We start from the raw sequence: 24,483 nt of genomic DNA, 5'->3' as shown, positions 1-24,483 counted from the left end.
TCCTATGCGGCGGGGCAGAACGAGGGGAGCAGCTCGGCGGGCGAGCCTGCGGGGCACGGGTCGAAGGTGAAGACCACGAGCGTGCCGAGGACGAGCAGCACGATCGTGGAGAGGAGCAGCGCGCCCTTCAGGATCCGCTGCACGGTGCCCGGGTTCGTGTAGTCGCTGACGATGGTCCGCATGCCGTTGGCGCCGTGGATGAGCGCGAGCCAGAGCATCAGCACGTCCCACCACTGCCAGAACGGGTCGGCCCACTTGCCGCCGACGAAGCCGAAGTCGATGGCCTTCACGCCCTCGCCGACCATGAGGTTGACGAAGAGGTGGCCGAAGACGAGCACGACGAGCACGACGCCCGACGCGCGCATGTAGATCCAGCCCCACTTCTCGAGGTTGACGCCGCGCTTCGGCGCGGGGCGGGCGGGGGTGCGCGGGGATTCGATGACGGTCATCTCGGCGCTCCTAGTGGCTGAAGACGTTCATGAGGTGCCGGGGCACGAATCCGAGCATCGTGACCACCCAGAGCGCGATCACGATGTAGAAGAGCACCTTCTGGTTGCGGGTCGCCCAGGACCAGAAGTCGACGAGGATGACGCGCAGGCCGTTGAAGGCGTGGAACACGATCGCGCCGACGAGTGCGACCTCGCCGAGGCCCATGATCGGCGTCTGGTACGTGCCGATCACGGCGTTGTACGCCTCGGGGCTCACGCGCACGAGCGCGGTGTCGAGGATGTGCACGAGGAGGAAGAAGAAGATCGCCACCCCGGTGATCCGGTGCAGCACCCACGACCACATGCCCTCGCGGCCGCGGTAGAGCGTGCCGCCCGGCTTATGCGTCGCCGGCTTCTCGGGTGCGATCGGGGTCCGTGTCGTCGTTGCTGACATGGACGTCCCTCCTGGCGGTGTACGTCGCCCGACTGCGGGCATACGGGACCGATGGCCCGGGTCCGAGTCTAATGCGCTCGCGGAGGTGCTCCGTTCGCCGCCGTGGCGACGCATCCGCCTGCGGATCTCCCGGGCGGCCCGCGGCTATCCTGATCGGATGCGACAGGCTCCGCTCGACCGCTTCTACAGCGTCATCCCCGCCGGCGGCGTGGGATCACGGCTCTGGCCGCTCTCTCGCGCGGACGCCCCGAAGTTCCTGCACGACCTGACCGGGTCGGGGCAGACGCTGCTGCGCGACACGTGGGATCGGCTGGCGCCGCTCTCGGGCGAGCAGCGCATCATGATCGTCACGGGCCGGGCGCACCGTGCGGCCGTCGAGGCGCAGCTGCCCGAGCTGGCCGACGCGAACATCGTGCTCGAGAGCGAGCCGCGGGACTCGACCGCGGCGATCGCGCTGGCCGCGGCGATCCTCGAGCGGCGCGAGCCGGGCGTCGTCATCGGCTCGTTCGCGGCCGACCACGTCATCTCGGGCACCGCGCTCTTCCGCGACGCCGTGACCGCGGCGGTCGCCGCCGCCGACGCGGGCTACATCGCGACGATCGGCATCACCCCGACGGAGCCCGCGGTCGGGTTCGGGTACATCGAGTGCGGCGAGCCGCTCGACGTCCCCGGCACCCACGAGGTCACCGCGGTCTCGAGCTTCGTCGAGAAGCCCGACCTCGAGACCGCGCGCGGGTACCTCGAGGGCGGTCGCCACCTGTGGAACGCCGGCATGTTCATCGCCCGGGCCGACCGGCTCCTCGAGGAGCTCGCACTCACCGAGCCCGGCCTCCACGCGGGCGTGGTCGAGCTCGCGGAGGCGTGGGACGACCCCGAGGCCCGCGGGCCCGCCGTCGACCGCATCTGGCCCACGCTCGAGAAGATCGCGATCGACTACTCGGTCGCCGAACCCGCGGCGGCGAGGGGCCGGCTCGCGGTCGTCCGCGCCCACTTCCAGTGGGACGACGTCGGCGACTTCGCCTCGCTCGCGAAGCTGAACACGGCGGGCCGCTCCGGCGAGCTCGCGATCCTCGGCGAGCACGCCCGGGTCCTCTCGGACGCGTCGAGCGGTATCGTCGTGAGCCGGGCCGACCGCGTGATCAGCCTCATCGGCGTGAAGGACATCGTGGTCGTGGACACGCCCGACGCGCTGCTCGTGACGACGAGCGAGCACGCGCAGCGGGTGAAGGCCGTCGTGGACGCACTGCGCCTCGGCGGATCGAACGACGTGCTCTAGGCACGGGAAGGTGGTCGGGCGGATGTCGCTGCGACGGGTCGTCACGTTCGGGGCCGCGCTCGCCGTGGCATCCGCGGTCCTCACCGCCTGCGCGCCGGCGCCCGAGGGCGGCGGTACGACGGATGCCGCGGAGTGCGTGCGCATGGTCACGAACTCCGGTGGCCTCGAGGACCGCTCCTTCAACCAGTCGAGCTGGAAGGGCCTGCAGCAGGCGGAGGACGAGCTCGGCGTCGAGGCGGAGGCACTCGTGTCGACGAGCGAGACCGACCTGGCGCCGAACGTCCGCCAGGCCGTCGACTCGGGGTGCCCGCTCGTGGTCACCGTCGGGTGGGAGCTCGCCGAGGCGACGCTCGCCGAATCCGAGGCGAACCCCGACGTGTCGTTCGCGATCGTCGACGAGACGGTCGACGCGGAGAACGTCAAGCCGGTCGTCTTCGACACCGCGCAGGCGTCGTTCCTGGCGGGCTACCTCGCGGCGGGGGTCTCGAAGACGGGTGTCGTGGCGACCTTCGGAGGCGGCAACCAGCCCCCGGTGACGCTGTTCATGGACGGCTTCGTCGACGGGGTCGCCCGGTACAACGAGGTGCACGGCACGGACGTGCGGGCGCTCGGCTGGAACAAGGAGGAGCAGGACGGGTCCTTCACGGGCGACTTCGAGGACATCAACAAGGGGAAGGTGCTCGCCGAGGGCTTCATCGACCAGGGCGCCGACGTGATCCTGCCCGTCGCGGGCCAGGTGGGGGAGGGAGCCGCGGCGGCGGCCGTCGAGCACGGTTCGACCTCGGTGATCTGGGTCGACAGCGACGGCTACGACACGCTCCCGGCCGAGTTCCGGCCCGTGGTGCTGACGAGCGTCCTCAAGAACACCCAGCAGGCGATGGTCGAGATCGTGCGCGCGGTCCAGGACGACACGTTCTCGAGCGAGCCCTACGTCGGCACGCTCGAGAACGGCGGTGTCGAGATCGCTCCGTTCCACGACCTCGAGTCGCTCGTGACACCCGGGTTGCAGGGCGAGATCGAGGGGCTCCGGCAGGCGATCATCGCCGGCGAACTCGTCGTCGAGTCGCCTTCGGCGCCCTGAGTGTCCCCTGCTCGGGGGAGCCTCGAGACTGCTCATATGAGCAGAAGGTCGCGGGTTCATAACCTTTGACCGCTGCGGGTCGGACGGCCGATGGCGCGGGTCGAAACATTGGGTAACGTGACCTCACGGTCCCCGCGATCGTTCGGGGTGCACTGTCTTTTGGAGGACACTGTGACGTTCACGTTCAAGAAGGCCGCGGTCGGCGGTCTCGCGACCATCGGTGCGGTCGCGCTCCTCGCAGGTTGCGCGTCGGCTCCCGAGGAGACCGACGGCGACGGCGGCGAGGCGCTCGACTACATCCCCTGCATGGTCTCCGACGCCGGTGGCTTCGACGACAAGTCGTTCAACCAGCTGGGCCGCGAGGGCCTCGAGGCGGCGTCCGAGGAACTCGGCGTCGAGCCGACCCTCGTCGAGTCGGCCGCCGAGACCGACTACGCGTCCAACCTGCAGAGCCTCGTCGACCAGGGCTGCAACACCATCGTGACGGTCGGCTTCCTGCTCGCGCCCGCAGCGCTCGAGTCGGCGACCGCCAACCCCGACCTCGAGTACGTCTCGATCGACGACACCGTCGACACGGACTTCGACGGCACGACCGACGCCGAGAACATCAAGCCGATCATCTTCGACACCGCCCAGGCCGCGTTCCTCGCCGGCTACCTGTCGGCCGGCATGTCCGAGACCGGCTCGGTCGGCACGTACGGCGGCATCAACATCCCGACCGTGTCCATCTTCATGGACGGCTTCGCGCAGGGCGTCGAGTACTACAACGAGGAGAACGGCGCCGACGTCCAGGTGCTCGGCTGGGACCGCGAGGCGCAGGACGGCTCGTTCACCGGCGGCTTCGAGGCGAACGACACCGCTCGCCAGGTCGCGCAGGGTCTCATCGACCAGAACATCGACGTGCTCCTGCCCGTCGGCGGCCCGATCTACCAGTCGGGTGCCGCGGCGATCCGCGACTCCGGCCGCGACATCATGCTGCTCGGCGTCGACGCCGACGTGTACGAGACCGACCCGTCGGTCGGCGACCTCCTGCTCACCTCGATCCGCAAGGGCATCGACGTCGGTGTCGAGGATGCGATCCTCGCCGCCGGCAACGGCGAGTTCGACCCGGAGCCGTTCGTCGGAACCCTCGAGAACGAGGGCGTCGGCCTCGCGCCGTTCCACGACTTCGAGGACGCGGTTCCGGCCGACCTGTCGTCGAAGCTCGACGAGCTCCAGCAGATGATCATCGACGGCGACATCACCGTCGAGTCCTACCTGGCCGGCTGAGCCGAGCCGTTCGCGGAGGGAGGCCGGTGCTGCACCGGCCTCCCTTCGCCGATTCCGGGCGCCGTTGAGCACGCCCGCCAACATCTGAGCAGTTCGGGACGCTCATCGGCGCACTTCGGCGCACGACCGCTGCGAAACCCGGCGCGATCATTAGGATCGGTGGCATGAAACTCGAACTCCGAGGAATCACGAAGAAGTTCGGTTCCCTGGTGGCGAACGACCATATCGACCTCACTGTCGAGGCTGGCGAGATCCACTGCCTCCTCGGTGAGAACGGGGCGGGGAAGTCGACGCTGATGAACGTCCTGTACGGCCTGTACCGGGCCGACGAGGGCGAGATCCTCCTGGACGACCGGCTGCAGCACTTCGAGGGTCCGGGCGATGCGATGCGGGCGGGCATCGGCATGGTGCACCAGCACTTCATGCTGATCCCGGTCTTCACGGTCGCGGAGAACGTGATGCTCGGACACGAGCAGACGCGGGCCGGCGGGCTGATCGACCTGGCCGCTGCGCGGCAGAAGGTGCGCGAGATCAGCGACCGGTTCGGGTTCGACGTCGACCCGGACGCGCTGGTCGACGACCTGCCGGTGGGCGTGCAGCAGCGGGTGGAGATCATCAAGGCGCTCTCGAGGGATGCCCGGGTGCTGGTCTTCGACGAGCCGACCGCGGTGCTCACGCCGCAGGAGACCGACGAGCTGATGGCGATCATGCGGCAGCTGAAGGAGTCCGGTGCGTCGATCGTGTTCATCACGCACAAGCTGCGCGAGGTCCGCGAGGTCGCCGACCGCATCACGGTCGTGCGTCTGGGCAAGGTCGTCGGCGAGGCCGAGCCGACCGCGACGAACGCGGAACTGGCGTCGCTGATGGTCGGCCGTGCGGTCGAGCTGACGGTGCAGAAGGAGGAGCCGACCCTGGGTGAGGAGGCGCTCGAGGTCGAGCACCTCACGGTGGTCGATCCGATCGGCCAGCTCGTGGTCAACGACGTGAGCTTCTCGGTGCGTCGCGGCGAGGTGCTCGCGGTCGCGGGCGTCCAGGGCAACGGGCAGACGGAGCTGACCGAGGCGCTGGTCGGCCTGCAGTCGCGGGTGCAGGGCACGATCACCCTCGACGGCCAGGACCTCACGCGTCACTCCGTTCGTCGGATCCTCGACGCCGGGGTCGGGTTCGTCCCCGAGGACCGCACCGAGGACGGCCTGGTCGGCGAGTTCACCGTCGCGGAGAACCTCATGCTCGACCGATCCGACGGCGAGCCGTTCGTGAAGGCGGGCAACGTGCAGCGCGGGTTCCTCGCGGAGTTCGCGCGGGACAAGGTCGCGGAGTTCGACGTCCGCACGCCCGGCATCGAGACGAAGGCGGGACGGCTCTCCGGCGGCAACCAGCAGAAGGTGGTCCTCGCCCGCGAGCTCAGCCGCGACCTGAACCTGCTGGTCGCGGCGCAGCCGACCCGCGGCGTGGACGTGGGGTCGATCGAGTTCATCCACAAGCGCATCATCGAGACCCGCGACGCGGGCGTGCCGGTCGTGGTCGTCTCGACCGAGCTCGACGAGGTCACCGCCCTCGCCGACCGGATCATGGTGATGTACCGGGGCAAGGTCGTGGGCATCGTGCCCGGCGACACGCCCCGCGAGGTCCTCGGCCTGATGATGGCCGGCGAGCGTCCGGCCCCGTCCGGTGACGCCCCCACCCCCGAAGGAGCCGCCGCATGAGCGACCGCTACGACCCCGATGTCGCGCTCGAGACCGGCGCGCAGGTCCCGCCCGACGAGCCGGTGATCGAGAAGGAGCCCGAGCCCGGGGAGCCCTCGCGCTGGCAGCAGGCCCTGCGTCAGATCGCGACCGGCAACGCGATCATCTCGGTGCTGGCGGTGCTGCTGGCCCTCGTGGTCGGCGCGGTGATGATCGCGTTCACCGACGAGCGGGTGCAGGCGGCATCCGGGTACTTCTTCGCCCGGCCGGGTGACACGTTCGTCGCGATCTGGGATTCCGTCGCAGGCGCGTACTCCGCGCTGTTCCAGGGCGCGGTGTACAACTTCCGTCGGGACGACTTCATCTCGGGCATCCGGCCGCTGACCGAGACGCTGAACTTCGCGACACCGTTGATCGCCGCCGGCCTGGGCGTCGGCCTGGCGTTCAAGGTGGGCATGTTCAACATCGGTGGCCGCGGGCAGATGCTGCTCGCGGCATCCGCCGCCGGCTGGGTCGCGTTCTCGTTCGACCTTCCGTTCGGGGTGCACATGATCGTCGCCACGGTCGCGGGCATCGTCGCCGGCGCCCTGTGGGCCGGCATCGCGGGCGTGCTCAAGGCCCGCACCGGTGCGCACGAGGTGATCGTGACGATCATGCTGAACTACGTCGCGTTCTACCTGGTGTCCTGGATGCTGCGCACCCAAGGGCTGCTGCAGGCGCCCGGCACGAACAACCCGACCACGCCGCCGATGAAGGACACCGCGATCTTCTTCGACCTGCTGGGTCCGCGGTTCAACCTGCACTTCGGGTTCATCCTCTCGATCGCGTGCGTGGTCCTGGTGTGGTGGATCCTGGAGCGGTCGAGCCTGGGCTTCCAGTTCCGCGCGGTCGGCCTGAACCCGAAGGCCGCCCGGGTCGCGGGCATCAACGTCAACCGCATGTACGTGTACGGCATGCTGATCGCCGGCGCCCTGGTCGGCCTGGCCGGCGTGGACCAGGTGCTCGGCACCGTGACCACCGGATTCTCCTCCGGCATCGACGCCGGGATCGGGTTCGACGCGATCACGGTCGCGCTGCTCGGCGGCTCGAACCCGTGGGGCATCCTCGCCGCGGGCATCCTGTTCGGCGCGTTCAAGGCCGGCGGGTTCGCGATGCAGGCGGCCGAGGGCGTGCCGATCGACATCGTGCTCGTCGTGCAGTCGCTGATCGTGCTGTTCATCGCGGCCCCGCCGCTGGTCCGCGCGATCTTCCGGCTCCCGCAGCCGGGCTCCAAGCCCAAGAAGCGAACGCGCTCGACCCGCAAGGAGGAGGTGGCGGCGAAGTGACCGCAACCAGTCAGCACCACGCCACGTCCAGCCCTGCCGAGCACCTCGACAGCACGACCGTGATCAGCTGGAAGGCGCCGATCTCGTTCGCCGTCGTGACCGCGCTGCTCGCCGTGCTCTTCCTCACCACACGCCACAGCGGTGATGCGGTATTCCGGTTGTCCGCGCCGCGCGATCTCATCCAGATCCCCGAGATCGTCCTGAACGGCCCCGTCACCACGTGGACCTGCGTGGTCCTGCTGACCGCGATCACCGCGGCCGCGGCCGCGCTCGTCCGCGCGAAGCGCCGGGTGCCGCTCTGGGTCGTCGTGATCTTCGCCGTGATCGGCCTGGTCGCGTTCCTGACCTGGGCGGCCGCGGGCGCCCGCACCCCGGTGATCCCGCTGCCCGGCCTGCTCGCCGGAGCGCTCAGCCTGTCCGTGCCGCTGATCTTCGGCGCCCTGTGCGGCGTCATCAGCGAGCGCGTCGGCGTGATCAACATCGCCATCGAGGGCCAGCTCCTGGCCGGTGCGTTCACGTCCGCGGTGGTCGCCTCGGTCATCGGCCAGCAGTGGCTCGGCCCGATCGTCGGCCTGTTCGCCGCCGCGATCTCGGGCGTGCTCGTCGCGTTCGTGCTCGCCGCGTTCTCGATCAAGTACTTCGTCGACCAGGTCATCGTCGGCGTCGTGCTGAACGTGCTCGTGATCGGCCTGACCAGCTTCCTGTTCTCCCAGGTCCTCGCCCCGAACGCGGCCCTGCTGAACTCCCCGCCCCGGCTGCAGCGCATCCCGATCCCGCTGCTGTCCGAGATCCCCCTGATCGGACCGATGTTCTTCCGGCAGACCCTCATCGTGTACGCGATGTACGTCATCATCGTGCTCGTCTACATCGGCCTGTTCCACACCCGGTGGGGGCTGCGGCTCCGCTCGGTCGGCGAGCACCCGCAGGCCGCCGACACCGTCGGCATCAACGTCGCCCGCACCCGGTTCTGGAACGTCTCCCTCGCCGGCGCGATCGCCGGGTTCGGCGGTGCGTTCTTCACCCTCGGCGCGGTCGGCGCGTTCAACAAGGAGATGACCGCGGGCGCGGGCTTCATCGCCCTCGCCGCCGTGATCTTCGGCCAGTGGGACCCGATCAGGGCGACCCTCGCGGCGTTGCTGTTCGGCTTCGCCTCGAACCTGCAGAACACCCTGTCGGTGATCGGCTCCCCGGTCCCGAGCGAGTTCATGCTCATGCTGCCCTACGTCGTCACGATCCTCGCCGTGGCCGGGTTCGTCGGCAAGGTCCGCGGCCCCGCCGCCGCCGGCAAGCCCTACATCAAGTCCTGACCGAGGAGCTGCACCCATGACCGACCACCAGTCGATCGACTGGGACCACCTGCGCGAGATCGCCCGTGAGGCGATGGCGAAGGCCTACGCGCCGTACTCCCAGTTCCCCGTCGGGGCCGCGGCCATCGCCGACGACGGCCGCGTCGTCAGCGGCTGCAACGTCGAGAACGCCTCCTACGGCGTGACCCTCTGCGCCGAGTGCTCGCTCGTCTCCGCCCTCGTCATGTCGGGTGGCGGCAAGCTCGTCGCCTTCACGTGCGTCGACGGCCACGGGAACGTCCTCATGCCGTGCGGCCGGTGCCGTCAGCTGCTCTACGAGCACTCCGCGGAGGGCATGGTCCTCGAGACGGTGTCCGGCCTGAAGACCATCGACGAGGTGCTGCCCGACGCGTTCGGGCCGCGCCAGCTCGCCGAGTTCCGGGGGGAGAGCGCATGAGCGCCGTCGAGGCCTTCGACGCCGTCGACCTGATCCGCACCAAGCGCGATCGCGGCGAGCTGACCACCGAGCAGATCGGCTGGCTGGTCGACGCGTACACGCGCGGGTACGTGGCCGACGAGCAGATGTCGGCGATGACCATGGCGATCTTCCTCAACGGCATGACGCGTCGCGAGATCCGCGACATGACCATGGCGATGATCGCCTCGGGCGAGCGCATGGACTTCTCGGGGCTCGGCAAGCCCACGACCGACAAGCACTCGACGGGCGGGGTCGGCGACAAGATCACGCTGCCGCTCATGCCGCTCGTCGCCTCCTTCGGGGTCGCCGTGCCCCAGCTCTCCGGTCGCGGCCTCGGCCACACCGGCGGAACGCTCGACAAGCTCGAGTCGATCCCCGGCTGGCGCGCCGAGTTGTCGAACGAGGAGATGTTCGCGCAGCTGCGCGACGTGGGCGGCGTGATCTGCGCGGCGGGGGCAGGGCTCGCTCCGGCCGACAAGAAGCTCTACGCACTGCGCGACATCACCGGGACGGTCGAGGCGATCCCGCTCATCGCGTCCTCGATCATGTCGAAGAAGATCGCCGAGGGGACCGGCGCACTCGTGCTCGACGTCAAGTTCGGCTCGGGCGCGTTCCTCCAGGACATCGAGCGCTCGCGCGAGCTGGCGCGCACGATGGTCGAGCTCGGCGAGGACGCGGGCGTCGCGACGTCGGCGCTCCTGACCAACATGAACGTCCCGCTCGGGCTCACGATCGGCAACGCGAACGAGGTCCGCGAGTCCGTCGAGGTGCTCGCGGGTGGCGGCCCGGCCGACATCCGGGAGCTCACGATCGCCCTCGCTCGCGAGATGCTCGAGCTCGCCGGCGTCGCGGACGCCGACGTCGAGGCCGCTCTCGACGACGGCCGCGCGATGGACACGTGGCGTGCGTCGATCCGGGCCCAGGGCGGCGACCCCGACGCTCCGCTTCCGGTGGCGAGGGAACAGCACGTCGTGACCGCCGACCGCGACGGCGTGCTCGTTCGCCAGGAGGCGCTGCCGTTCGGCATCGCCGCGTGGCGGCTCGGCGCGGGCCGCGCCCGCAAGGAGGACCCGGTGCAGCACGCGGCGGGCATCGACCTGCACGCCAAGCCGGGCGATGTCCTGCGTGCGGGCCAGCCGCTGTTCACCCTCCACGCCGACGAGCCCGCGCGGTTCGCCCGTGCGCTCGAGGCCGTGGAGGGCGCATGGGAGATCGGCGACGCCGGATCGCCCGTGCAGGACGGCGGCCCGCTCATCGCGGAGCGCATCGGACGCTAGCCCCGTCGACGCGCACGTCCGTTGCGTCGCGCGCCGTCGCACGCAGGGATTTCCCTGCGTCGGCGAGGGTGTGCGCCGCTATCGTGGTGGGGTGGACACGCACGCGACCGAATACCGGATCGAGGGGGACGGCACCGACATCCGGTCGCTGCCGAAGATCTCGCTGCACGATCACCTCGACGGCGGACTGCGGCCGCAGACCGTCATCGAGCTCGCCGACGAGGTCGGGTTCGAACTGCCGGCGACCGAGGCCGACGATCTCGGTCGATGGTTCGCCGACCAGTCCGACTCGGGTTCGCTCGTCGAGTACCTGAAGACGTTCGACGTGACCACGGCCGTCATGCAGACCCGCGACGGGTTGGCGCGCGTGGCACGCGAGTTCGTCAACGACCTCGCCGAGGACGGCGTGATCTACGGAGAGGTGCGCTGGGCGCCCGAGCAGCACCTCACGCGCGGGCTCTCGCTGGACGACGCCGTCGAGGCCGTGCAGGCGGGCCTCGAGCAGGGCGTCGACGACGTGCGGCGCCAGGGCGCACGCATCCGCGTCGGCCAGCTCATCACCGCCATGCGCCACGCCGATCGGGGTCTCGAGATCGCCGAGCTGGCCGTGCGGCATCGCGATCGCGGGGTCGTGGGCTTCGACATCGCGGGCGCCGAGGCCGGGTTCCCGCCGAGCCGGCACCGCACCGCGTTCGACTTCCTCGCGACCCGGTTCATGCCGGTGACCGTGCACGCGGGGGAGGCCGACGGCCTGGATTCGATCCGGAGCGCCCTGTTCGACGGCCGAGCGCTGCGTCTCGGCCACGGCGTGCGGCTGGCGGAGGACCTCACCATCGAGCGGCAGGACGACGAGAACACGTACGTGTCGCTCGGTCCGATCGCCCAGTGGGTGCGCGACCGCGAGATCGCGCTCGAGACGAGCCCGTCGTCGAACCTGCAGACGGGCGCCATCGCGGCGTGGGGCGACGAGCTCGTCGACCATCCGTTCGACCTCCTGTACCAGCTGGGCTTCCGCGTCACCGTCAACACCGACAACCGACTCCAGTCGGGCACCTCTCTCTCGCGCGAGCTCGCGCTGCTCTCGGACGCGTTCGGCTACGACCTCGACGACTTCGAGGTCTTCCAGCTCAACGCCGCCGCGGCGGCCTTCCTCCCGCTCGACGACCGCGAGGACCTCGTGGAGCAGATCCAGGACGGCTTCGACGAGGCCTGAGCCGGGCCTCGGCCTCGGGCCGAAGCGCCCGGCGAGGCCGGCCCCGCCGAGACCGCGAACCCCGGGCGACGCGCCGACCGGCGCTCCACCAGATCACCAGGACCACCCGCCGAACGGACATCGATGACCCTCCCTCCGCTTCCCGACGACGCGATCGTGCTGCGCGCCGACGTCGCAGACTGGCGCGACGCCGTCCGCGCCGCCGGGCGTGCGCTCGCCCGGTCCGGTGCGACGCTTCCGGGATACGCCGACCGCATGATCGACGTGCTCGTGGAGTTCGGGGCGTACATCGTGATCGCACCCGGCCTGGCGCTCGCGCACGCCCGACCCGGGCCCGACGTGCGCCGGAGCGGCCTGTCGGTCGTGACCCTCGCCGAGCCCGTCGCGTTCGGACATCCGCACAACGATCCCGTCCGCGTGGTGCTGGGACTCGCGGTCTCCAACGCCGAGGAGCACGTCGCGAGCGTCGCCGACCTCGCCAACGTCTTCAACGAGCGCGACGCGATCGACCGCATCGCGACCGCGGAGACGGCGGCCGAGGTGCGCGCGGTCCTGCGCGTCGCGGGTGGCGAGGGCGACCGGCCGACGGATGCCGCGGAGCCGTCGTCATGAGGATCGTCGCGGTCTGCGGGGTCGGCGTCGGCACCTCGGCCATCCTCAAGGGCAACGCCGAGCGGGCGCTCGAGCGGCTCGGCCTCACGGCCGAGGTGACGGCGAGCGGCCTGGCGGGGCTGCGCGAGGCGGCGGCGGACGCGCAGGTCGTGCTCACCTCGACGGAACTCGCCGACCGGGTCCGGGAGGAGCTCGGCCGGACCTGGGCGGAGGTCATCGAGGTCGAGAACTACTTCGACGTCGAGGAGATCGGCCGGCGGCTCGACGCGTCGCTCGGCTGAGCGCGCAGGCGCGGTGCTTCGCCGCCGTCGCCGGCGGGACGGCGGCGTCCGTCAGGAGACGAGCGCCCGCATCCCCGCCTCGAGGCGGGCGACGGCATCGGATGCCGCGACGCGACGCTCCTCGAGCGAGCCGTCGGTCGCCACCGCGTCGATGTACACCTTGAGCTTCGGCTCCGTTCCGCTCGGTCGCACCATCACGCGCGCGCCGCCCTCGAACACGAGGCGGAGGACGTCCGACGGCGGGTGGCCGTCGACGCCGACGGCGAGATCGTCGATGCGCTCGACCGCGATGCCGCCGACCTCGGACGGCGGCTCGGCCCGGAGGCGCGCCATGACGTCGGCGATGCGCGACAGGTCGGTCACGCGGATCGACACCTGGCTCGAGTCGAAGCGCCCGAACCGCAGGGCGAAGTCGTCGAGGTGGTCGGCGATCGTGCGCCCCTCGGCCGCGAGCCGGGCCGCGAGGGAGAGGAAGGCGATCGCCGCCGAGATGCCGTCCTTGTCGCGGACCGTCCCGGGGTTCACGAGGTAGCCGAGCGCCTCCTCGAAGCCGAACACGAGGTCGGGTGCGCGCGAGATCCACTTGAACCCGGTGAGCGTCGCGCGGAAGTCGAGCCCGTGCGCGCGTGCCACGGCCTCGAGGCCGGGGGAGGAGACGATCGAGCACGCGAGGGTGCCGTGCGAGCCCGCGGCCGCCTCGGCGACCTGCCAGCCGAGGAGCAGCCCGACCTCGTTGCCCGTCAGGCGGCGGTAGCCCTCGGGATCGGCGGCGTCGGGGATCGCGACGGCCAGCCGGTCGGCGTCGGGGTCGTTCGCGATGACGAGGTCGGCGCCGGCCGCCCGCGCCGCGGCGAACGACAGGTCCATCGCGCCCGGCTCCTCGGGGTTCGGGAACGAGACGGTCGGGAACCGGCCGTCGGGCTCGATCTGCTCCGCGACGAGCGACGGCGCATCGAAGCCGGCGGCCTCGAGCACCCGGCGCATCGTCTCCCATCCCACACCGTGCATCGCCGTGTAGACCACGCGCGGCTGTGCCGCCGGGGCGGATGCCACGGCCGCCGTCGCGTCGACGTACGCGTCGACGACGGATTCGCCTGCCGTCTCGAACGCTCCGCGCGGGAGTTCGGTGACCGGGACGGTCGCAGCGACCCGGTCGATCTGCGCGGCGATCTCGGCGTCGGCCGGAGCGACGATCTGCGAGCCCTGGTCGGCTCCGCCGAGGTACACCTTCATGCCGTTGTCGTTCGGCGGGTTGTGCGACGCGGTGATCATCACCCCGGCGCTCGTGCCGAGATGCCGGACGGCGAAGGCCAGCACGGGCGTCGGCAGCAGCCGGGGGAGCAGGATGGCGCGGAGCCCCGCGCCCGCCATGACCTCGGCGACGTCGCGCGCGAACGCCTCGGAGTTGCGCCGGCCGTCGTAGCCGACGACGACGCTCGGCGCCGCGGCATCCGTCGACGTCTCGACGAGGTGGGCGGCGAGGCCGGCCGCGCCCTGCGACACGAGCACGCGGTTCATCCGGTTGGGGCCGGCGGCGATCTCGCCGCGGAGGCCCGCGGTGCCGAAGGCGAGTCGCGCATCGAAGCGGTCGGCCAGGTCGGCGGATGCCGCGGCATCCCCCTCGCGCACGCGCGCCACGATCGCGGCGAGCTCCTCGCGCGTCTCGGGGTCGGGGTCCTGTGCGATCCACGCCTCGGCGCGGGCGATGCGGTCGGCGTCGGTGAGCTCTGGCATCCGTTGCCTTCTCTCTCGTAGCGGCGGGCGGGGCCCGGCAGCGCGGGACGTTCCGGTGTTCGGTTCTGCTGGGTCGCGGGGCGGGGTCAGATCGCCGCGACGACCTTCGCGAGCAGGTCGGAGATCTTCGTCTCGGCCGTCCGTCCGGCCTCGATGACCTCCTCGTGGCTGAGCGGCGTGGTCTGGATGCCCGCCGCCAGGTTCGTGATGAGGGACATGCCGAGCACCTCCATGCCGGCCTGGCGGGCCGCGATCGCCTCGAGCGCCGTGGACATGCCGACGATGTGGCCGCCGATCGCCTTCGCCATCTGGACCTCGGCCGGCGTCTCGTAGTGCGGGCCGCGGAACTGCACGTACACGCCCTCGTCCAGCGACGGATCGATGCCCTTCGCGATGCCGCGCAGTCGCGCCGAGTAGAGGTCGGTCAGGTCGACGAACGTCGCGCCCTCGAGCGGCGAATCGGCGGTGAGGTTGATGTGGTCGCTGATCAGCACCGGGGTGCCGGGCGTCCAGTGCTCCTTGATGCCGCCCGCGCCGTTGGTGAGGATCATGGTCTTCGCCCCCGTCGCCGCGGCGGTGCGGACCGAATGGACGACCCGGCGCACGCCGTGGCCCTCGTAGTAGTGCGTGCGGGCGCCGATCACGAGCGCACGCCGGCCGTCGGGCAGGGCGACCGAGCGGAGCGTGCCCACGTGGCCCTCGAGCGCGGGCTTCGAGAACCCGGGGACCTCATCGGCGGGGATCGTGTGCGTGGTCTCGCCGATGAGCCCGGCGGCGGCGCCCCAACCCGAGCCGAGCGTGAGTGCGACGTCGTGACGCTCCACGCCCGTGAGTTCCGCGATGCGGGCGGCCGCGTCGCGTGCGACGGCGAACGGGTCGGCGGCGGGGTCGTCGAGCGGATTCTGCTGCTGCATCCCCTCATCGTACGCAAGGGGCGGATGACCCGGCACGGCGTGCGCGCCGACGTGCTCGTCTGCGCGCGGCATCCGCTCGCCCGCCCGCGTTCGCGCGGTCGCCCGCGCGTACGCGAGAATGGGGGCCATGCACACCACCTTCGAGCGCACCCAGAGGATCGCCGTACTCGGAGGTGGTCCCGGCGGGTACGAGGCCGCCCTCGCCGCCGCGCAGCTCGGCGCCGAGGTCACGCTCGTCGAGCGGGCCGGGGTCGGCGGCTCGGCCGTGCTCACCGACGTCGTGCCGTCGAAGTCCCTCATCGCCACCGCCGAGGCCTCGAACGCCGTCAAGGAGGCCGCCGACCTCGGCGTGCAGTTCTTCGCGCGCGGCGGCGATGCGAAGGCCGTGAAGCCGGATGTCGCGATCAACCTCCAGGCCGTGAACAAGCGCCTGCTCGGCCTCGCGGCCCAGCAGTCGGAGGACATGCGGACGAACCTGCTCGACGCGGGCGTGCGGCTCGTCCAGGGCGAGGGCCGCCTCGACGGCCCGAACGCGATCATCGTCGCGACCGCCAAGGGCGGCACGGACTTCGACCGCATCGACGCCGACACGCTCGTCATCTCGACCGGCGCCACGCCGCGCGTGCTGCCGTCGGCGGTGCCCGACGGCGAGCGGATCCTGACGTGGACGGAGCTCTACGCGCTGAAGCAGGTGCCAGAGCACCTGATAGTCGTCGGCTCCGGTGTCACCGGGGCCGAGTTCGCGTCGGCCTACCGCGCACTCGGCGCGAAGGTCACGCTCATCTCCAGCCGCGAGCACGTGCTGCCCGGCGAGGACGCTGACGCGGCCGCCGTGATCGAGAAGGTCTTCAAGCGCAACGGCATGAAGGTGCTCTCGAAGTCGCGCGCCGACTCGGTCGTCGTCGACGGCGACGGGGTGCTCGCGACGCTCTCCGACGGCCGCGAGGTGCGCGGGTCGCACTGCCTCATGGCGGTCGGCTCGGTGCCGAACACGGCCGACCTCGGCCTCGAGGAAGCCGGCGTGCAGCTGGCCGAGTCGGGCCACATCCGCGTCAACCGGGTCGCGCGCACGTCGATGCCGAACATCTACGCGGCGGGCGACTGCACGACGTTCCTGCCGCTGGCATCCGTCGCCTCGATGCAGGGCCGCACCGCCGTGTTCCATGCGATGGGCGACATCGTGAACCCGCCGGAGAACCGCAACATCACCTCGAACATCTTCACGCAGCCCGAGATCGCCACGGTCGGCTGGACCGAGAAGGAGATCGACGAGGGCGTCGTGCCCGGAACCGTCTACAAGCTCCCGCTCGCGTCGAACCCGCGGGCGAAGATGATGGGCATCCGCGACGGCTTCGTGAAGCTGTTCGCCTCGGCGGGGTCGGGCGCGATCATCGGCGGCGTGATCGTGGCGCCGAAGGCGTCGGAGCTCATCTTCCCGCTCGCGCTCGCGGTCGAGCACCGGCTCACGGTCGACCAGTTCGCCGAGGCGTTCCCGGTCTACCCGTCGCTGACGGGCTCGCTCACCGACGCCGCGCGCGCGATGCACGTCGTCCGCTAGCGCGGTGCCGCCGCCGCTCCTGGGACGGCGGCGCCCCGCGACCCGGGGCTAGGCGTCGGCGATCGAGAGCAGGAGGTGACCGCTCGACACGGTCGTGCCGGCCTCGGCGTTGACGAGGCCCACGATGCCGTCCTTGTGGGCGACGATGGGCTGCTCCATCTTCATCGCCTCGAGCACGAGCACCAGGTCGCCCTTGACGACCTTGTCGCCCTCGGCGACGGCGACCTTGACGACGGTCGCCTGCATCGGCGCCGTCACGGCGTCGCCGGTCGACGTGTCCACGGAGTGGTGCGCGGCGCGGCGACGCGGCGCGGGTCCGCGCGTGCCGTTCGTCGACGGTGCGCCCGCGAGGCGCTTCGGAAGCGACACCTCGATGCGCCGTCCGTCGACCTCGACCACGAGCGCCGTGCGGGCGGCGGGTCCCTTCGTCTCGGCGAGCTCGCCGGTCCACGGCTCGAGCCGGTTGTCGTACTCGGTCTCGATCCAGCGCGTGTAGACCGAGAACGGCTCGTCGCCCTCGGGGGCGAAGGCCGCGTTGCGGACGATGTCGCGGTGGAAGGGGAGCACGGTCGGCAGGCCGGCGACGTCGAACTCGTCGAGGGCGCGGCGCGCGCGCTCGAGCGCGTCCTTGCGGGTCGCGCCGGTCACGATCAGCTTCGCGAGCAGCGAGTCGAACGCCCCCGAGATCTCGTCGCCGCTCGTGACGCCGGAGTCGACGCGCACGCCGGGGCCGCCGGGGAAGCGGAGCTGGTGGATGGGCCCGGGCGCCGGGAGGAAGTTGCGGCCCGGGTCCTCGCCGTTGATGCGGAACTCGAACGAGTGGCCGGTGGTCACGGGGTCGGGGTAGTCGAGGACGCCGCCCTCGGCGAGGCGGAACTGCTCGCGCACGAGGTCGAGGCCCGTGACCTCCTCGGACACGGGGTGCTCGACCTGGAGCCGGGTGTTCACCTCGAGGAACGAGACGGTGCCGTCCTGGCCGATGAGGAACTCGCACGTGCCGGCGCCGACGTAGCCGACCTCCTTGAGGATCGCCTTCGACGACTCGTACAGCAGGCGGTTCTGCTCGTCGGTGAGGAACGGCGCGGGCGCCTCCTCCACGAGCTTCTGGTGGCGGCGCTGCAGCGAGCAGTCGCGGGTGGAGACGACGACCACGTTGCCGTGCTCGTCGGCGAGGCACTGGGTCTCGACGTGACGCGGCTTGTCGAGGTACTTCTCGACGAAGCACTCGCCGCGACCGAACGCGGCGACGGCCTCGCGGGTCGCGGACTCGAAGAGCTCCGCGACCTCGCCGCGCTCGCGGGCGACCTTGAGCCCGCGACCGCCGCCGCCGAACGCGGCCTTGATCGCGACGGGCAGCCCGTGCACGTCGACGAACTCGAGCACCTCCGCGGCATCCGCGACGGGGTTCAGGGTGCCGGGAGCGAGCGGCGCGCCCACCTTCTCGGCGACGTGGCGGGCCGAGACCTTGTCGCCGAGGCGCTCGATCGCCTCGGGCGAGGGCCCGATCCAGATCAGCCCGGCGTCGATGACCGCGCGGGCGAAGTCGGGGTTCTCGGCGAGGAAGCCGTAGCCCGGGTGCACGGCGTCGGCGCCCGAGCGGCGCGCCACCGAGAGGAGCTTGTCGATCACCAGGTAGGTCTCGGCGCTCGTCGAACCGTCGAGGGCGTAGGCCTCGTCGGCCAGCTTCACGTGACGCGCATCGCGGTCCTGGTCGGCGTAGACGGCGACGGAGGCGAGCCCGGAGTCCCGAGCGGCGCGGATGACGCGGACGGCGATCTCGCCGCGGTTGGCGATGAGGACCTTGGTGATGCGACGCATGATGACCAAGCCTATTGGCGGATTCCCAGCCGACTTTGGACGCGGCCCACAAAAAAGCCCCGCAGCTGTTTCGGTGAGCGACAACGGCGGATGCCTCGGGCCTCGCCGAACGGACAGAAGCCGAGCGGCTCCGGGCTCAGCGCCCGCCGAGGTCCCAGAGGTCGATCCAGTCGACGCCGAGCTCGCGGACGAGGTCGCGAAGGGTCGACAGCGAGAGCCCGACGACGGTCGACGGGTCGCCGTCGACGGAGCGGATGAACGGCCCCCCGAGGCTGTCGACGGTGAACGCGCCCGCCACGGCGAGCGGTTCGCCCGTCGCGATGTACGCGTCGATCTCGGCGTCGTCGAGCCGGGCGAACTCGACCACGGCCGACGCCGGGCGTCCGACCGCGCCGCGCGCCGCGCCGCCCCGGTGGTCGATCACCCAGTGGCCCGACCAGAGCACGCCGGAGCGCCCGTTCTGCCCCGCCCAGCGCTCGCGCGCGACCTCGGGGCGATGCGGCTTGCCGTGCAGCACGCCGTCGACGAGGAACGCCGAGTCGCCGCCCAGGATCAGGCCGTCGATCGGCGCGCCGTCGAGGTCGCGACCGATGATCGCCTCGGCCTTGCGCCTCGCCAGCAGCTGCACGAGCTCCTCCGGGGCGAGCGGACCGTGCTCGGCCTCGTGGCGGGCGACGGCCGCCTCCTCGTCGACGCCGGGCGCCAGCAGGAGCGGTTCGATGCCGGCCTGACGGAGCAGCTGTCGGCGAGCGGGGGAGGTCGACGCGAGGTACAGGCGCATGCCTCCATCCTGCCGGTGCCGCTCCCGGCCCGCATACGGCTCCGTGTGCGATGCTCGGACGATGGCCAACTCCCGTCGTCGCCACGCGCGGGTCGCCCGCCCGGCGGGCACCCGTCATCGAGCGCCCACCCGCCCGGCCGAGCCCGGTCCCGTGCTCGAGCTCGACGTCGACCGCATCGCCCACGGCGGCGTCGCGGTCGCCCGTCACGAGGGCCGGGTCGTCTTCGTCGCCGACGCGGTCCCCGGCGAGCGCGTGCGGGTCCGGGTGACGGATGCCGGGCACGACCGCTTCTGGCGCGCCGACACGCTCGAGGTGCTCGACGCCTCGCCCGACCGCCGCGAGCACGTCTGGGCGGAGGCATCCGTCGATCGCGCCCCCGAGCATCGGGTCGGCGGCGCCGAGTTCGGGCACATCGCGATGCGGCGCCAGCGCGAGCTGAAGGGCGAGGTGCTCCACGACGCCCTCGCGCGCATGGGCGGCCTCGAACGCGAGGTCGACGTTCGGCCGGTCGATCCGGCGCTCGCACCCGGCGTGGACCCGGAGTCGGGCACCGGCTGGCGCACGCGCGTGCGGCTGCACGTCGGTGCGGACGGAACGGTCGGGCCGTACGCCGCGCGCAGCCACCGGATCGTGCCGGTCTCCTCGCTGCCGCTCGCCGTCGCGGAACTCGAGGCGATCGCCCCGATCGGCGCGGACGGTCGCCCTGCGGGCGCGGGCACGGGCGCGGACTCCGGCGCCTCGGCGATCGACCTCGTCGCGCCGTCGACCGGCGCTGCCGAGCTCGTGGTCCGGAACCCGGGGGATCGACGCCGCGACCATCCGCCGACCATCGTCGAGCGCGTCGGCGAGCGGCGGTTCACGCTCGACCGCGGCGGCTTCTGGCAGGTCCATCGCGGCGCCGCCGCGACGCTGACGCGTGCCGTGCAGGAGGCCGTCGACCCGGACCGGTTCGACCCGGAGGCGGACAACCAGGACCTGTACGGCGGAGTCGGTCTCCTCGCGGCCGCGATCGGGGACCGGTTCGGCCCGTCGACGCGGATCACGACCGTCGAGGCCGATGCTCGCGCGACCGAGCACGCGGGCGCCAACCTCGCCGACTGGGTCGGCGCGCGAGCCGTGTCGGACCGCGTCGACCGCTACCTCGACCGGCTGGCCGGTGCGGCGGATGCCGCGTCCCGCGGGCTCCGCGGCGCCACCGTCGTGCTGGATCCGCCGCGCGCCGGTGCGGGTCGCGCGGTCGTCGACCGTCTCGCGGGGCTGCGGCCGGCCCAGGTGGTCTACGTCGCCTGCGACCCGGTCGCGCTCGCGCGCGACGTGGCGACCTTCCGCGAGCACGGGTACGAGCTCGAGACGCTGGACGCCTTCGACCTCTTCCCGAACACCCATCACGTCGAGGCGGTCGCGCGTTTCGCCGCTATCGTGTGAGGACGGCGGGAATCGAGCGGCCGGGTCCGCGCGTGACGCCGCACGACAGGAGGACGGCGTGACGGGGGAGTTCGCGTGACGACGGTGACGGGCGAGGCGGGTGCGACGAACGCCACGACGGTGGCGATCGTCGACGACCACGAGGCCGTCCGGCTCGGGCTGCGCGCCGCGTGCCGCGACGCCGGCTACGAGGTCGTCGCCGACACCGCGGACGTGCCGACGCTGCTCGCGGCGTTCGACGACCCGGCGGTCGATCCGCCGAAGGTCGTGCTGCTCGACCTCTCGCTCGGCGACGGGTCGAACGTGACCGACAACGTCCGCGCCGTGCTCGCCGTCGGAAGCCAGGTACTCGTCCACAGCATCGCCGACCGGGTCGCCGCCGTCCGCGAAGCGCTCGCGGCCGGAGCGGCGGGGGTCATCCCGAAGTCGTCGCCGACGGCCTCGGTGATCGCGGCGATCGCGACCGTCGCACGCGGCGACGCGCTGAACAACGTCGAGTGGGCGAGTGCCATCGAGGCCGACCGGGACTTCGCGAAGGCGCAGCTCGGACGCCGCGAGCGCGACGTCCTCCACCTCTACGCGTCGGGCCTGCCCCTGAAGCTCGTCGCCCAGCAGCTCGGCATCGCGCACTCGACGGCGCGCGAGTACCTCGACCGCATCCGCGCGAAGTACGTCGAGGTCGGCCGGCCCGCCCCGACGAAGGTCGACCTGCTGCGTCGCGCGGTCGAGGACGGCATCCTCCCCGGGCTGGATGCCGAGGCCGGGGATGCCCGCCGCTGACTGGCGGGCGAGCCGGCTCGTCCCGCGTCGTGCGGCGGTGAGCCGCGCCCAGGTCGAGACCGTCGCGGGACGCGCCCTTGGGGCGTTCGGGCTGGTGTTCGGGGCCCAGACCGTGCCGACGGCCGTCGACCAGGCCCGGTTCATGGCGGACGGCTCGGGCGTAGCGATGATGGCCGTCGTCTACGGGGCCATCGCCGCGCTCGCCGCGGCGACGTTCACGCGGGTCGCGGTGCGGGCGGCGGCGCTCGCGTTCGCCGCCATCTACGTCATCGCCCTGCTGGCGTGGCCCTTCCTCGTGGTCGACGCCGCGGGCATGGCGGGCCGGACGCCGTGGCTCTACTACCTCTGCACGGTCGCCACGACCGCCGCGGTGATCGCGCTCCCGGTCGCGCCGGCCGCCGCCTACACCAGCGCGGTCCCCGCGATCTACGGCGTCGTGCGACTGAGTCCGTCGGGCGGCGGCGCGAGCGCGCTGATCGCGGTGCTCGACACCATGTACGCCGTGATCCTCGGCATCGTCGTGCTCGTCATCATCACCATGCTCCGGCAGGCGGCGATCGCGGTGGATGCCGCGCAGGAGGCCGCACTCGAGCGCTACGACGCCGTCGCGCGACGGCACGCGACGGAGATCGAGCGCGTGAAGGTCGACGCACTGGTGCACGACAGCGTCCTGACGACGCTGCTCTCGGCGGCGGCGTCCCGCACGCCCGCCGAGCGCGCGCTCGCGGCGCGCATGGCCGCCGACGCGGTGCGCCGGCTCGACGAGGCCGCCGTCGAGGTCCCGGGACTCGACGACCGCGTCGCCCTCACGGTCCTCACGCGACGGCTCCGCGGCGGCGTCGCCGGGTTCTCCGCGCCGTTCATCGTCCGCGTGGACGGCACCGACGGGGTGGAGCTGCCGGTCGAGGCGATCGACGCGCTCTCGTCCGCGGCGATGCAGGCGATGGTGAACAGCGTGCAGCACGCCGACGGCCCGATCGGCCGCGTGCGCCGCGAACTCGAGGTCCGGGGCGTCGGGGCGGGCGGATGCGTCATCCGCGTCATCGACAACGGGTCGGGCTTCGACCCGGCCGCGGTCCCGCCGAGCCGCCTCGGCCTCCGGGTCTCCATCGAGGAGCGCATGGTGAACGAGGGCGGATCGGCGAGGGTCGAGTCCGTCCCGGGCGAGGGGACGACGGTGACGCTCGCCTGGCCCGCGGGCGTGGAGGGGAGCGGCGAATGATCTCCGTGCCCCGCTGGCTGCTCATGGCGCTCGCCGCGATGTTCTCCGGGTACCACGTCGTGCTCGGCATCTCGTCGCTGTCGACGGAGGTCGCGGCGTCGCCGTGGCCGATCATCGTGGCGCTCGTGCTCTACGCGATCGCGACCGTCCTCAGCCTGTGGCCGGCGCGGCGGGCGCGCATGCCGGACTGGCTCGCCGCACTCGACCTCGCGGTCGGCATCGTCCTGCCGGTGCTCGTCACGAGCCAGCTCGATCCGTCGGCTGAGAACGGGTACGCGACCTGGTACGTCGCGGCCGTCGGGACGCTGATGACGATCGCGGCCGCGCGTCGGCAGCTGGTCGTCGCGTGGGCCGGCGTCATCGTGCTCGCCGTGCAGACCGTCGTGTGGGCCGGGCCGCTCGCGCTCGGTCAGCTCGGCGTGATCGGCAGCCTGGTCTGGGTCGGCATCGCCCACATGCTCTCCGCGGCCCTCGCGGGCGCGGCGCGGGCCACCCGGCGCTACGCGCAGGCCGAGCGCGAGGCGGCGGCCTGGCAGGCCGCGCAGGACGCGCACCTGTTCGAGGGGCGGATGCGCCTCGCGCAGACCCAGCGCCTCGCCTCGCCGATGCTCCGGCGCATCGCCGACGGCGGCCATGCGCTGAGCGACGCCGAGCGCGCGGAGTGCCGCACGCTCGAGGCGGCGATCCGCGACGAGATCCGAGGGCGGATGCTGCTCACCGACGCCGTCCGGGCGGCGGTGCGCAGCGCGCGCGATCGCGGCGCCACCGTGACGCTCCTCGACGAGGGCGGCATCGACGAGCTCGACGAGGCGGAGCGGGACCGGATCCTGTCGCAGCTGGCCGAGGTGGTCGAGTCGACCCGGGCGGACCGGATCATCGCGCGCACCGCCGCGGAGGGGTCGCCGGTCGCGGTCACCATCGTCGGACTGAGCGGGGGCGACGGCGAGGCGGCCGAGTCCGAGGACGCCGAGGTGCAGCTCTGGCTGGAGATCCCGCGTGCGGGCTGAGCCCGCTCGGGCGTCGGGCGGCGCCGTCGCGCGGCGTGGCCGCGGCGACGGTGCCCGGACATGGAAGCGGGGGGTCGGCCCCTACCGACCCCCCAGCAAGCCCGAGTCACGGCGACAACCCGAATATCGCCCTGACTCGCCCCCAGAGCGCCACCGGTTACCCAGCCGGTGACGGATACGACTCCGATGGAGTGCGTACACCCAATCGTACGGATCCGTCGCGTCGTGCGAAGTCAGCATTTCGGGGGACATGGGGGACACGGTCGACGGGATACGTGGGGGCCGGACGCATCCGCCCCCTCAACCGGGGGACGCCAGGCTCGCAGGGGACGCCGGAGGCCGGGTCAGCGCGCCGACGCTGCCCAGCGACCCGGGCCGACCTCGACTCGGGGTCGCAGCGCGTTGCGCGGGTGCGACCAGTCGTTGCGGGACGGCACCTCGTGCTCGCCCCGGGCCTCGCGGACCGTCGTGACGAGCACCGCGGTCACGGCCGCGGCCTCGTCGGCCGTGACGTCGCGGGTCAGGAACCGGAGTTCGAGGGCCTCGGCGTCGCCCTCGGGGGATGCGCTGGTCATCAT

General features: G+C 72.1%; 23 protein-coding genes. 16 read left to right on the top strand and 7 right to left on the bottom strand.

Annotation, left to right across the window (positions count from 1 at the left end; translation table 11 throughout):
* Positions 1 to 2 precede the first annotated feature (2 nt).
* Positions 3 to 449 carry a succinate dehydrogenase hydrophobic membrane anchor subunit gene (locus GLX25_RS08060; protein ID WP_155841959.1) on the bottom strand — a complete coding sequence of 149 codons (447 nt, stop codon included), beginning with the start codon at positions 447 to 449 and terminating at the stop codon, positions 3 to 5.
* Between the two features lie 10 nt (positions 450 to 459).
* Positions 460 to 882: a succinate dehydrogenase, cytochrome b556 subunit gene (gene sdhC, locus GLX25_RS08055; protein WP_155841957.1), complete on the bottom strand. Its 423-nt coding sequence runs from the start codon at positions 880 to 882 to the stop codon at positions 460 to 462.
* Between the two features lie 157 nt (positions 883 to 1,039).
* Between sdhC and GLX25_RS08050 the strand changes: the two genes are divergently transcribed.
* The 11 genes from GLX25_RS08050 to GLX25_RS08000 all read left to right on the top strand — a co-directional run bounded on the left by GLX25_RS08050 (position 1,040) and on the right by GLX25_RS08000 (position 12,665).
* A complete protein-coding gene (locus GLX25_RS08050) occupies positions 1,040 to 2,158 on the top strand; it encodes a mannose-1-phosphate guanylyltransferase (protein ID WP_155841955.1) in 1,119 nt (372 codons plus the stop codon).
* A 22-nt stretch (positions 2,159 to 2,180) separates the two neighbouring features.
* Positions 2,181 to 3,239: a BMP family lipoprotein gene (locus GLX25_RS08045; RefSeq protein ID WP_155841953.1), complete on the top strand. Its 1,059-nt coding sequence runs from the start codon at positions 2,181 to 2,183 to the stop codon at positions 3,237 to 3,239.
* Between the two features lie 171 nt (positions 3,240 to 3,410).
* Entirely contained in the window at positions 3,411 to 4,508 is a 1,098-nt protein-coding gene (locus tag GLX25_RS08040; RefSeq protein ID WP_271192499.1) for a BMP family lipoprotein, read from the top strand.
* Positions 4,509 to 4,672: 164 nt separating this feature from the next.
* Complete coding sequence (locus GLX25_RS08035) at positions 4,673 to 6,214, top strand: ABC transporter ATP-binding protein (protein WP_155841949.1); 1,542 nt, start codon at positions 4,673 to 4,675, stop codon at positions 6,212 to 6,214.
* Positions 6,211 to 7,518 carry an ABC transporter permease gene (locus tag GLX25_RS08030; RefSeq protein ID WP_155841947.1) on the top strand — a complete coding sequence of 436 codons (1,308 nt, stop codon included), beginning with the start codon at positions 6,211 to 6,213 and terminating at the stop codon, positions 7,516 to 7,518. Before GLX25_RS08035 ends, GLX25_RS08030 begins: the two co-directional genes overlap by 4 nt.
* Positions 7,515 to 8,825 carry an ABC transporter permease gene (locus GLX25_RS08025; protein WP_166548600.1) on the top strand — a complete coding sequence of 437 codons (1,311 nt, stop codon included), beginning with the start codon at positions 7,515 to 7,517 and terminating at the stop codon, positions 8,823 to 8,825. The genes GLX25_RS08030 and GLX25_RS08025 overlap by 4 nt, the downstream gene beginning before the upstream one ends.
* A 16-nt stretch (positions 8,826 to 8,841) precedes the next feature.
* Positions 8,842 to 9,261 (top strand): cytidine deaminase, encoded by a 420-nt coding sequence (locus GLX25_RS08020; RefSeq protein ID WP_155841945.1) that lies wholly within the window; start codon positions 8,842 to 8,844, stop codon positions 9,259 to 9,261.
* Complete coding sequence (locus tag GLX25_RS08015; RefSeq protein WP_155841943.1) at positions 9,258 to 10,559, top strand: thymidine phosphorylase; 1,302 nt, start codon at positions 9,258 to 9,260, stop codon at positions 10,557 to 10,559. The genes GLX25_RS08020 and GLX25_RS08015 overlap by 4 nt, the downstream gene beginning before the upstream one ends.
* A gap of 91 nt (positions 10,560 to 10,650) precedes the next feature.
* Positions 10,651 to 11,772, top strand: a complete 1,122-nt coding sequence (locus tag GLX25_RS08010; RefSeq protein WP_166548599.1) for an adenosine deaminase — start codon at positions 10,651 to 10,653, stop codon at positions 11,770 to 11,772.
* Positions 11,773 to 11,895: 123 nt separating this feature from the next.
* Complete coding sequence (locus tag GLX25_RS08005; protein WP_155841941.1) at positions 11,896 to 12,384, top strand: PTS sugar transporter subunit IIA; 489 nt, start codon at positions 11,896 to 11,898, stop codon at positions 12,382 to 12,384.
* On the top strand, positions 12,381 to 12,665 hold the full coding sequence (locus GLX25_RS08000; RefSeq protein WP_155841939.1) for a PTS sugar transporter subunit IIB: 285 nt from the start codon (positions 12,381 to 12,383) through the stop codon (positions 12,663 to 12,665). The genes GLX25_RS08005 and GLX25_RS08000 overlap by 4 nt, the downstream gene beginning before the upstream one ends.
* A 51-nt stretch (positions 12,666 to 12,716) precedes the next feature.
* Here GLX25_RS08000 and GLX25_RS07995 read toward each other — a convergent pair whose 3' ends face one another.
* Together GLX25_RS07995 and GLX25_RS07990 are read right to left on the bottom strand one after the other, a co-directional pair.
* Positions 12,717 to 14,399, bottom strand: coding sequence for a phospho-sugar mutase (locus GLX25_RS07995; RefSeq protein WP_155841937.1), 1,683 nt, complete (start codon positions 14,397 to 14,399; stop codon positions 12,717 to 12,719).
* An 86-nt stretch (positions 14,400 to 14,485) separates the two neighbouring features.
* Complete coding sequence (locus GLX25_RS07990) at positions 14,486 to 15,313, bottom strand: purine-nucleoside phosphorylase (protein ID WP_155841935.1); 828 nt, start codon at positions 15,311 to 15,313, stop codon at positions 14,486 to 14,488.
* A gap of 127 nt (positions 15,314 to 15,440) precedes the next feature.
* On the opposite strand from GLX25_RS07990, the gene GLX25_RS07985 reads away from it, so the two are divergent.
* Positions 15,441 to 16,871: an NAD(P)H-quinone dehydrogenase gene (locus tag GLX25_RS07985; protein WP_155841933.1), complete on the top strand. Its 1,431-nt coding sequence runs from the start codon at positions 15,441 to 15,443 to the stop codon at positions 16,869 to 16,871.
* Between the two features lie 48 nt (positions 16,872 to 16,919).
* Here the strand turns inward: GLX25_RS07985 and GLX25_RS07980 are convergent, their stop codons facing one another.
* Positions 16,920 to 18,689, bottom strand: coding sequence for an acetyl/propionyl/methylcrotonyl-CoA carboxylase subunit alpha (locus GLX25_RS07980; RefSeq protein WP_155841931.1), 1,770 nt, complete (start codon positions 18,687 to 18,689; stop codon positions 16,920 to 16,922).
* A gap of 136 nt (positions 18,690 to 18,825) precedes the next feature.
* Positions 18,826 to 19,470 carry a Maf family protein gene (locus GLX25_RS07975; protein ID WP_155841929.1) on the bottom strand — a complete coding sequence of 215 codons (645 nt, stop codon included), beginning with the start codon at positions 19,468 to 19,470 and terminating at the stop codon, positions 18,826 to 18,828.
* A gap of 61 nt (positions 19,471 to 19,531) precedes the next feature.
* Here GLX25_RS07975 and GLX25_RS07970 point away from each other — a divergent pair, with 61 nt between their 5' ends.
* The 4 genes from GLX25_RS07970 to GLX25_RS07955 all read left to right on the top strand — a co-directional run bounded on the left by GLX25_RS07970 (position 19,532) and on the right by GLX25_RS07955 (position 23,905).
* On the top strand, positions 19,532 to 20,896 hold the full coding sequence (locus GLX25_RS07970; RefSeq protein WP_155841927.1) for a class I SAM-dependent RNA methyltransferase: 1,365 nt from the start codon (positions 19,532 to 19,534) through the stop codon (positions 20,894 to 20,896).
* Positions 20,897 to 20,971: 75 nt separating this feature from the next.
* Positions 20,972 to 21,676, top strand: a complete 705-nt coding sequence (locus tag GLX25_RS07965; protein WP_166548598.1) for a response regulator transcription factor — start codon at positions 20,972 to 20,974, stop codon at positions 21,674 to 21,676.
* Positions 21,663 to 22,898 (top strand): sensor histidine kinase, encoded by a 1,236-nt coding sequence (locus GLX25_RS07960; RefSeq protein ID WP_155841925.1) that lies wholly within the window; start codon positions 21,663 to 21,665, stop codon positions 22,896 to 22,898. Before GLX25_RS07965 ends, GLX25_RS07960 begins: the two co-directional genes overlap by 14 nt.
* The gene (locus GLX25_RS07955) at positions 22,895 to 23,905 is read left to right on the top strand and encodes a hypothetical protein (RefSeq protein ID WP_155841923.1); all 1,011 of its coding nucleotides are present in this window, start codon (positions 22,895 to 22,897) and stop codon (positions 23,903 to 23,905) included. The genes GLX25_RS07960 and GLX25_RS07955 overlap by 4 nt, the downstream gene beginning before the upstream one ends.
* A 344-nt stretch (positions 23,906 to 24,249) precedes the next feature.
* Here GLX25_RS07955 and GLX25_RS07950 read toward each other — a convergent pair whose 3' ends face one another.
* Positions 24,250 to 24,480: an acyl-CoA carboxylase epsilon subunit gene (locus GLX25_RS07950; protein WP_155841921.1), complete on the bottom strand. Its 231-nt coding sequence runs from the start codon at positions 24,478 to 24,480 to the stop codon at positions 24,250 to 24,252.
* Positions 24,481 to 24,483: the final 3 nt, after the last annotated feature.

It is taken from the genome of Agromyces luteolus (assembly GCF_009729855.1).
GTDB lineage: Bacteria > Actinomycetota > Actinomycetes > Actinomycetales > Microbacteriaceae > Agromyces > Agromyces luteolus.
This window is presented reverse-complemented; position numbering and strand designations above follow the sequence as displayed.

Bases quoted from the DNA above. Each gene is read 5' to 3' on its own strand.
- GLX25_RS08060 (WP_155841959.1), bottom strand. From the start codon at position 449: ATGACCGTCATCGAATCCCCGCGCACCCCCGCCCGCCCCGCGCCGAAG.
- sdhC (WP_155841957.1), bottom strand. From the start codon at position 882: ATGTCAGCAACGACGACACGGACCCCGATCGCACCCGAGAAGCCGGCG.
- GLX25_RS08050 (WP_155841955.1), top strand. From the start codon at position 1,040: ATGCGACAGGCTCCGCTCGACCGCTTCTACAGCGTCATCCCCGCCGGC.
- GLX25_RS08045 (WP_155841953.1), top strand. From the start codon at position 2,181: ATGTCGCTGCGACGGGTCGTCACGTTCGGGGCCGCGCTCGCCGTGGCA.
- GLX25_RS08035 (WP_155841949.1), top strand. From the start codon at position 4,673: ATGAAACTCGAACTCCGAGGAATCACGAAGAAGTTCGGTTCCCTGGTG.
- GLX25_RS08030 (WP_155841947.1), top strand. From the start codon at position 6,211: ATGAGCGACCGCTACGACCCCGATGTCGCGCTCGAGACCGGCGCGCAG.
- GLX25_RS08020 (WP_155841945.1), top strand. From the start codon at position 8,842: ATGACCGACCACCAGTCGATCGACTGGGACCACCTGCGCGAGATCGCC.
- GLX25_RS08015 (WP_155841943.1), top strand. From the start codon at position 9,258: ATGAGCGCCGTCGAGGCCTTCGACGCCGTCGACCTGATCCGCACCAAG.
- GLX25_RS08005 (WP_155841941.1), top strand. From the start codon at position 11,896: ATGACCCTCCCTCCGCTTCCCGACGACGCGATCGTGCTGCGCGCCGAC.
- GLX25_RS08000 (WP_155841939.1), top strand. From the start codon at position 12,381: ATGAGGATCGTCGCGGTCTGCGGGGTCGGCGTCGGCACCTCGGCCATC.
- GLX25_RS07995 (WP_155841937.1), bottom strand. From the start codon at position 14,399: ATGCCAGAGCTCACCGACGCCGACCGCATCGCCCGCGCCGAGGCGTGG.
- GLX25_RS07990 (WP_155841935.1), bottom strand. From the start codon at position 15,313: ATGCAGCAGCAGAATCCGCTCGACGACCCCGCCGCCGACCCGTTCGCC.
- GLX25_RS07985 (WP_155841933.1), top strand. From the start codon at position 15,441: ATGCACACCACCTTCGAGCGCACCCAGAGGATCGCCGTACTCGGAGGT.
- GLX25_RS07980 (WP_155841931.1), bottom strand. From the start codon at position 18,689: ATGCGTCGCATCACCAAGGTCCTCATCGCCAACCGCGGCGAGATCGCC.
- GLX25_RS07975 (WP_155841929.1), bottom strand. From the start codon at position 19,470: ATGCGCCTGTACCTCGCGTCGACCTCCCCCGCTCGCCGACAGCTGCTC.
- GLX25_RS07970 (WP_155841927.1), top strand. From the start codon at position 19,532: ATGGCCAACTCCCGTCGTCGCCACGCGCGGGTCGCCCGCCCGGCGGGC.
- GLX25_RS07960 (WP_155841925.1), top strand. From the start codon at position 21,663: ATGCCCGCCGCTGACTGGCGGGCGAGCCGGCTCGTCCCGCGTCGTGCG.
- GLX25_RS07955 (WP_155841923.1), top strand. From the start codon at position 22,895: ATGATCTCCGTGCCCCGCTGGCTGCTCATGGCGCTCGCCGCGATGTTC.
- GLX25_RS07950 (WP_155841921.1), bottom strand. From the start codon at position 24,480: ATGACCAGCGCATCCCCCGAGGGCGACGCCGAGGCCCTCGAACTCCGG.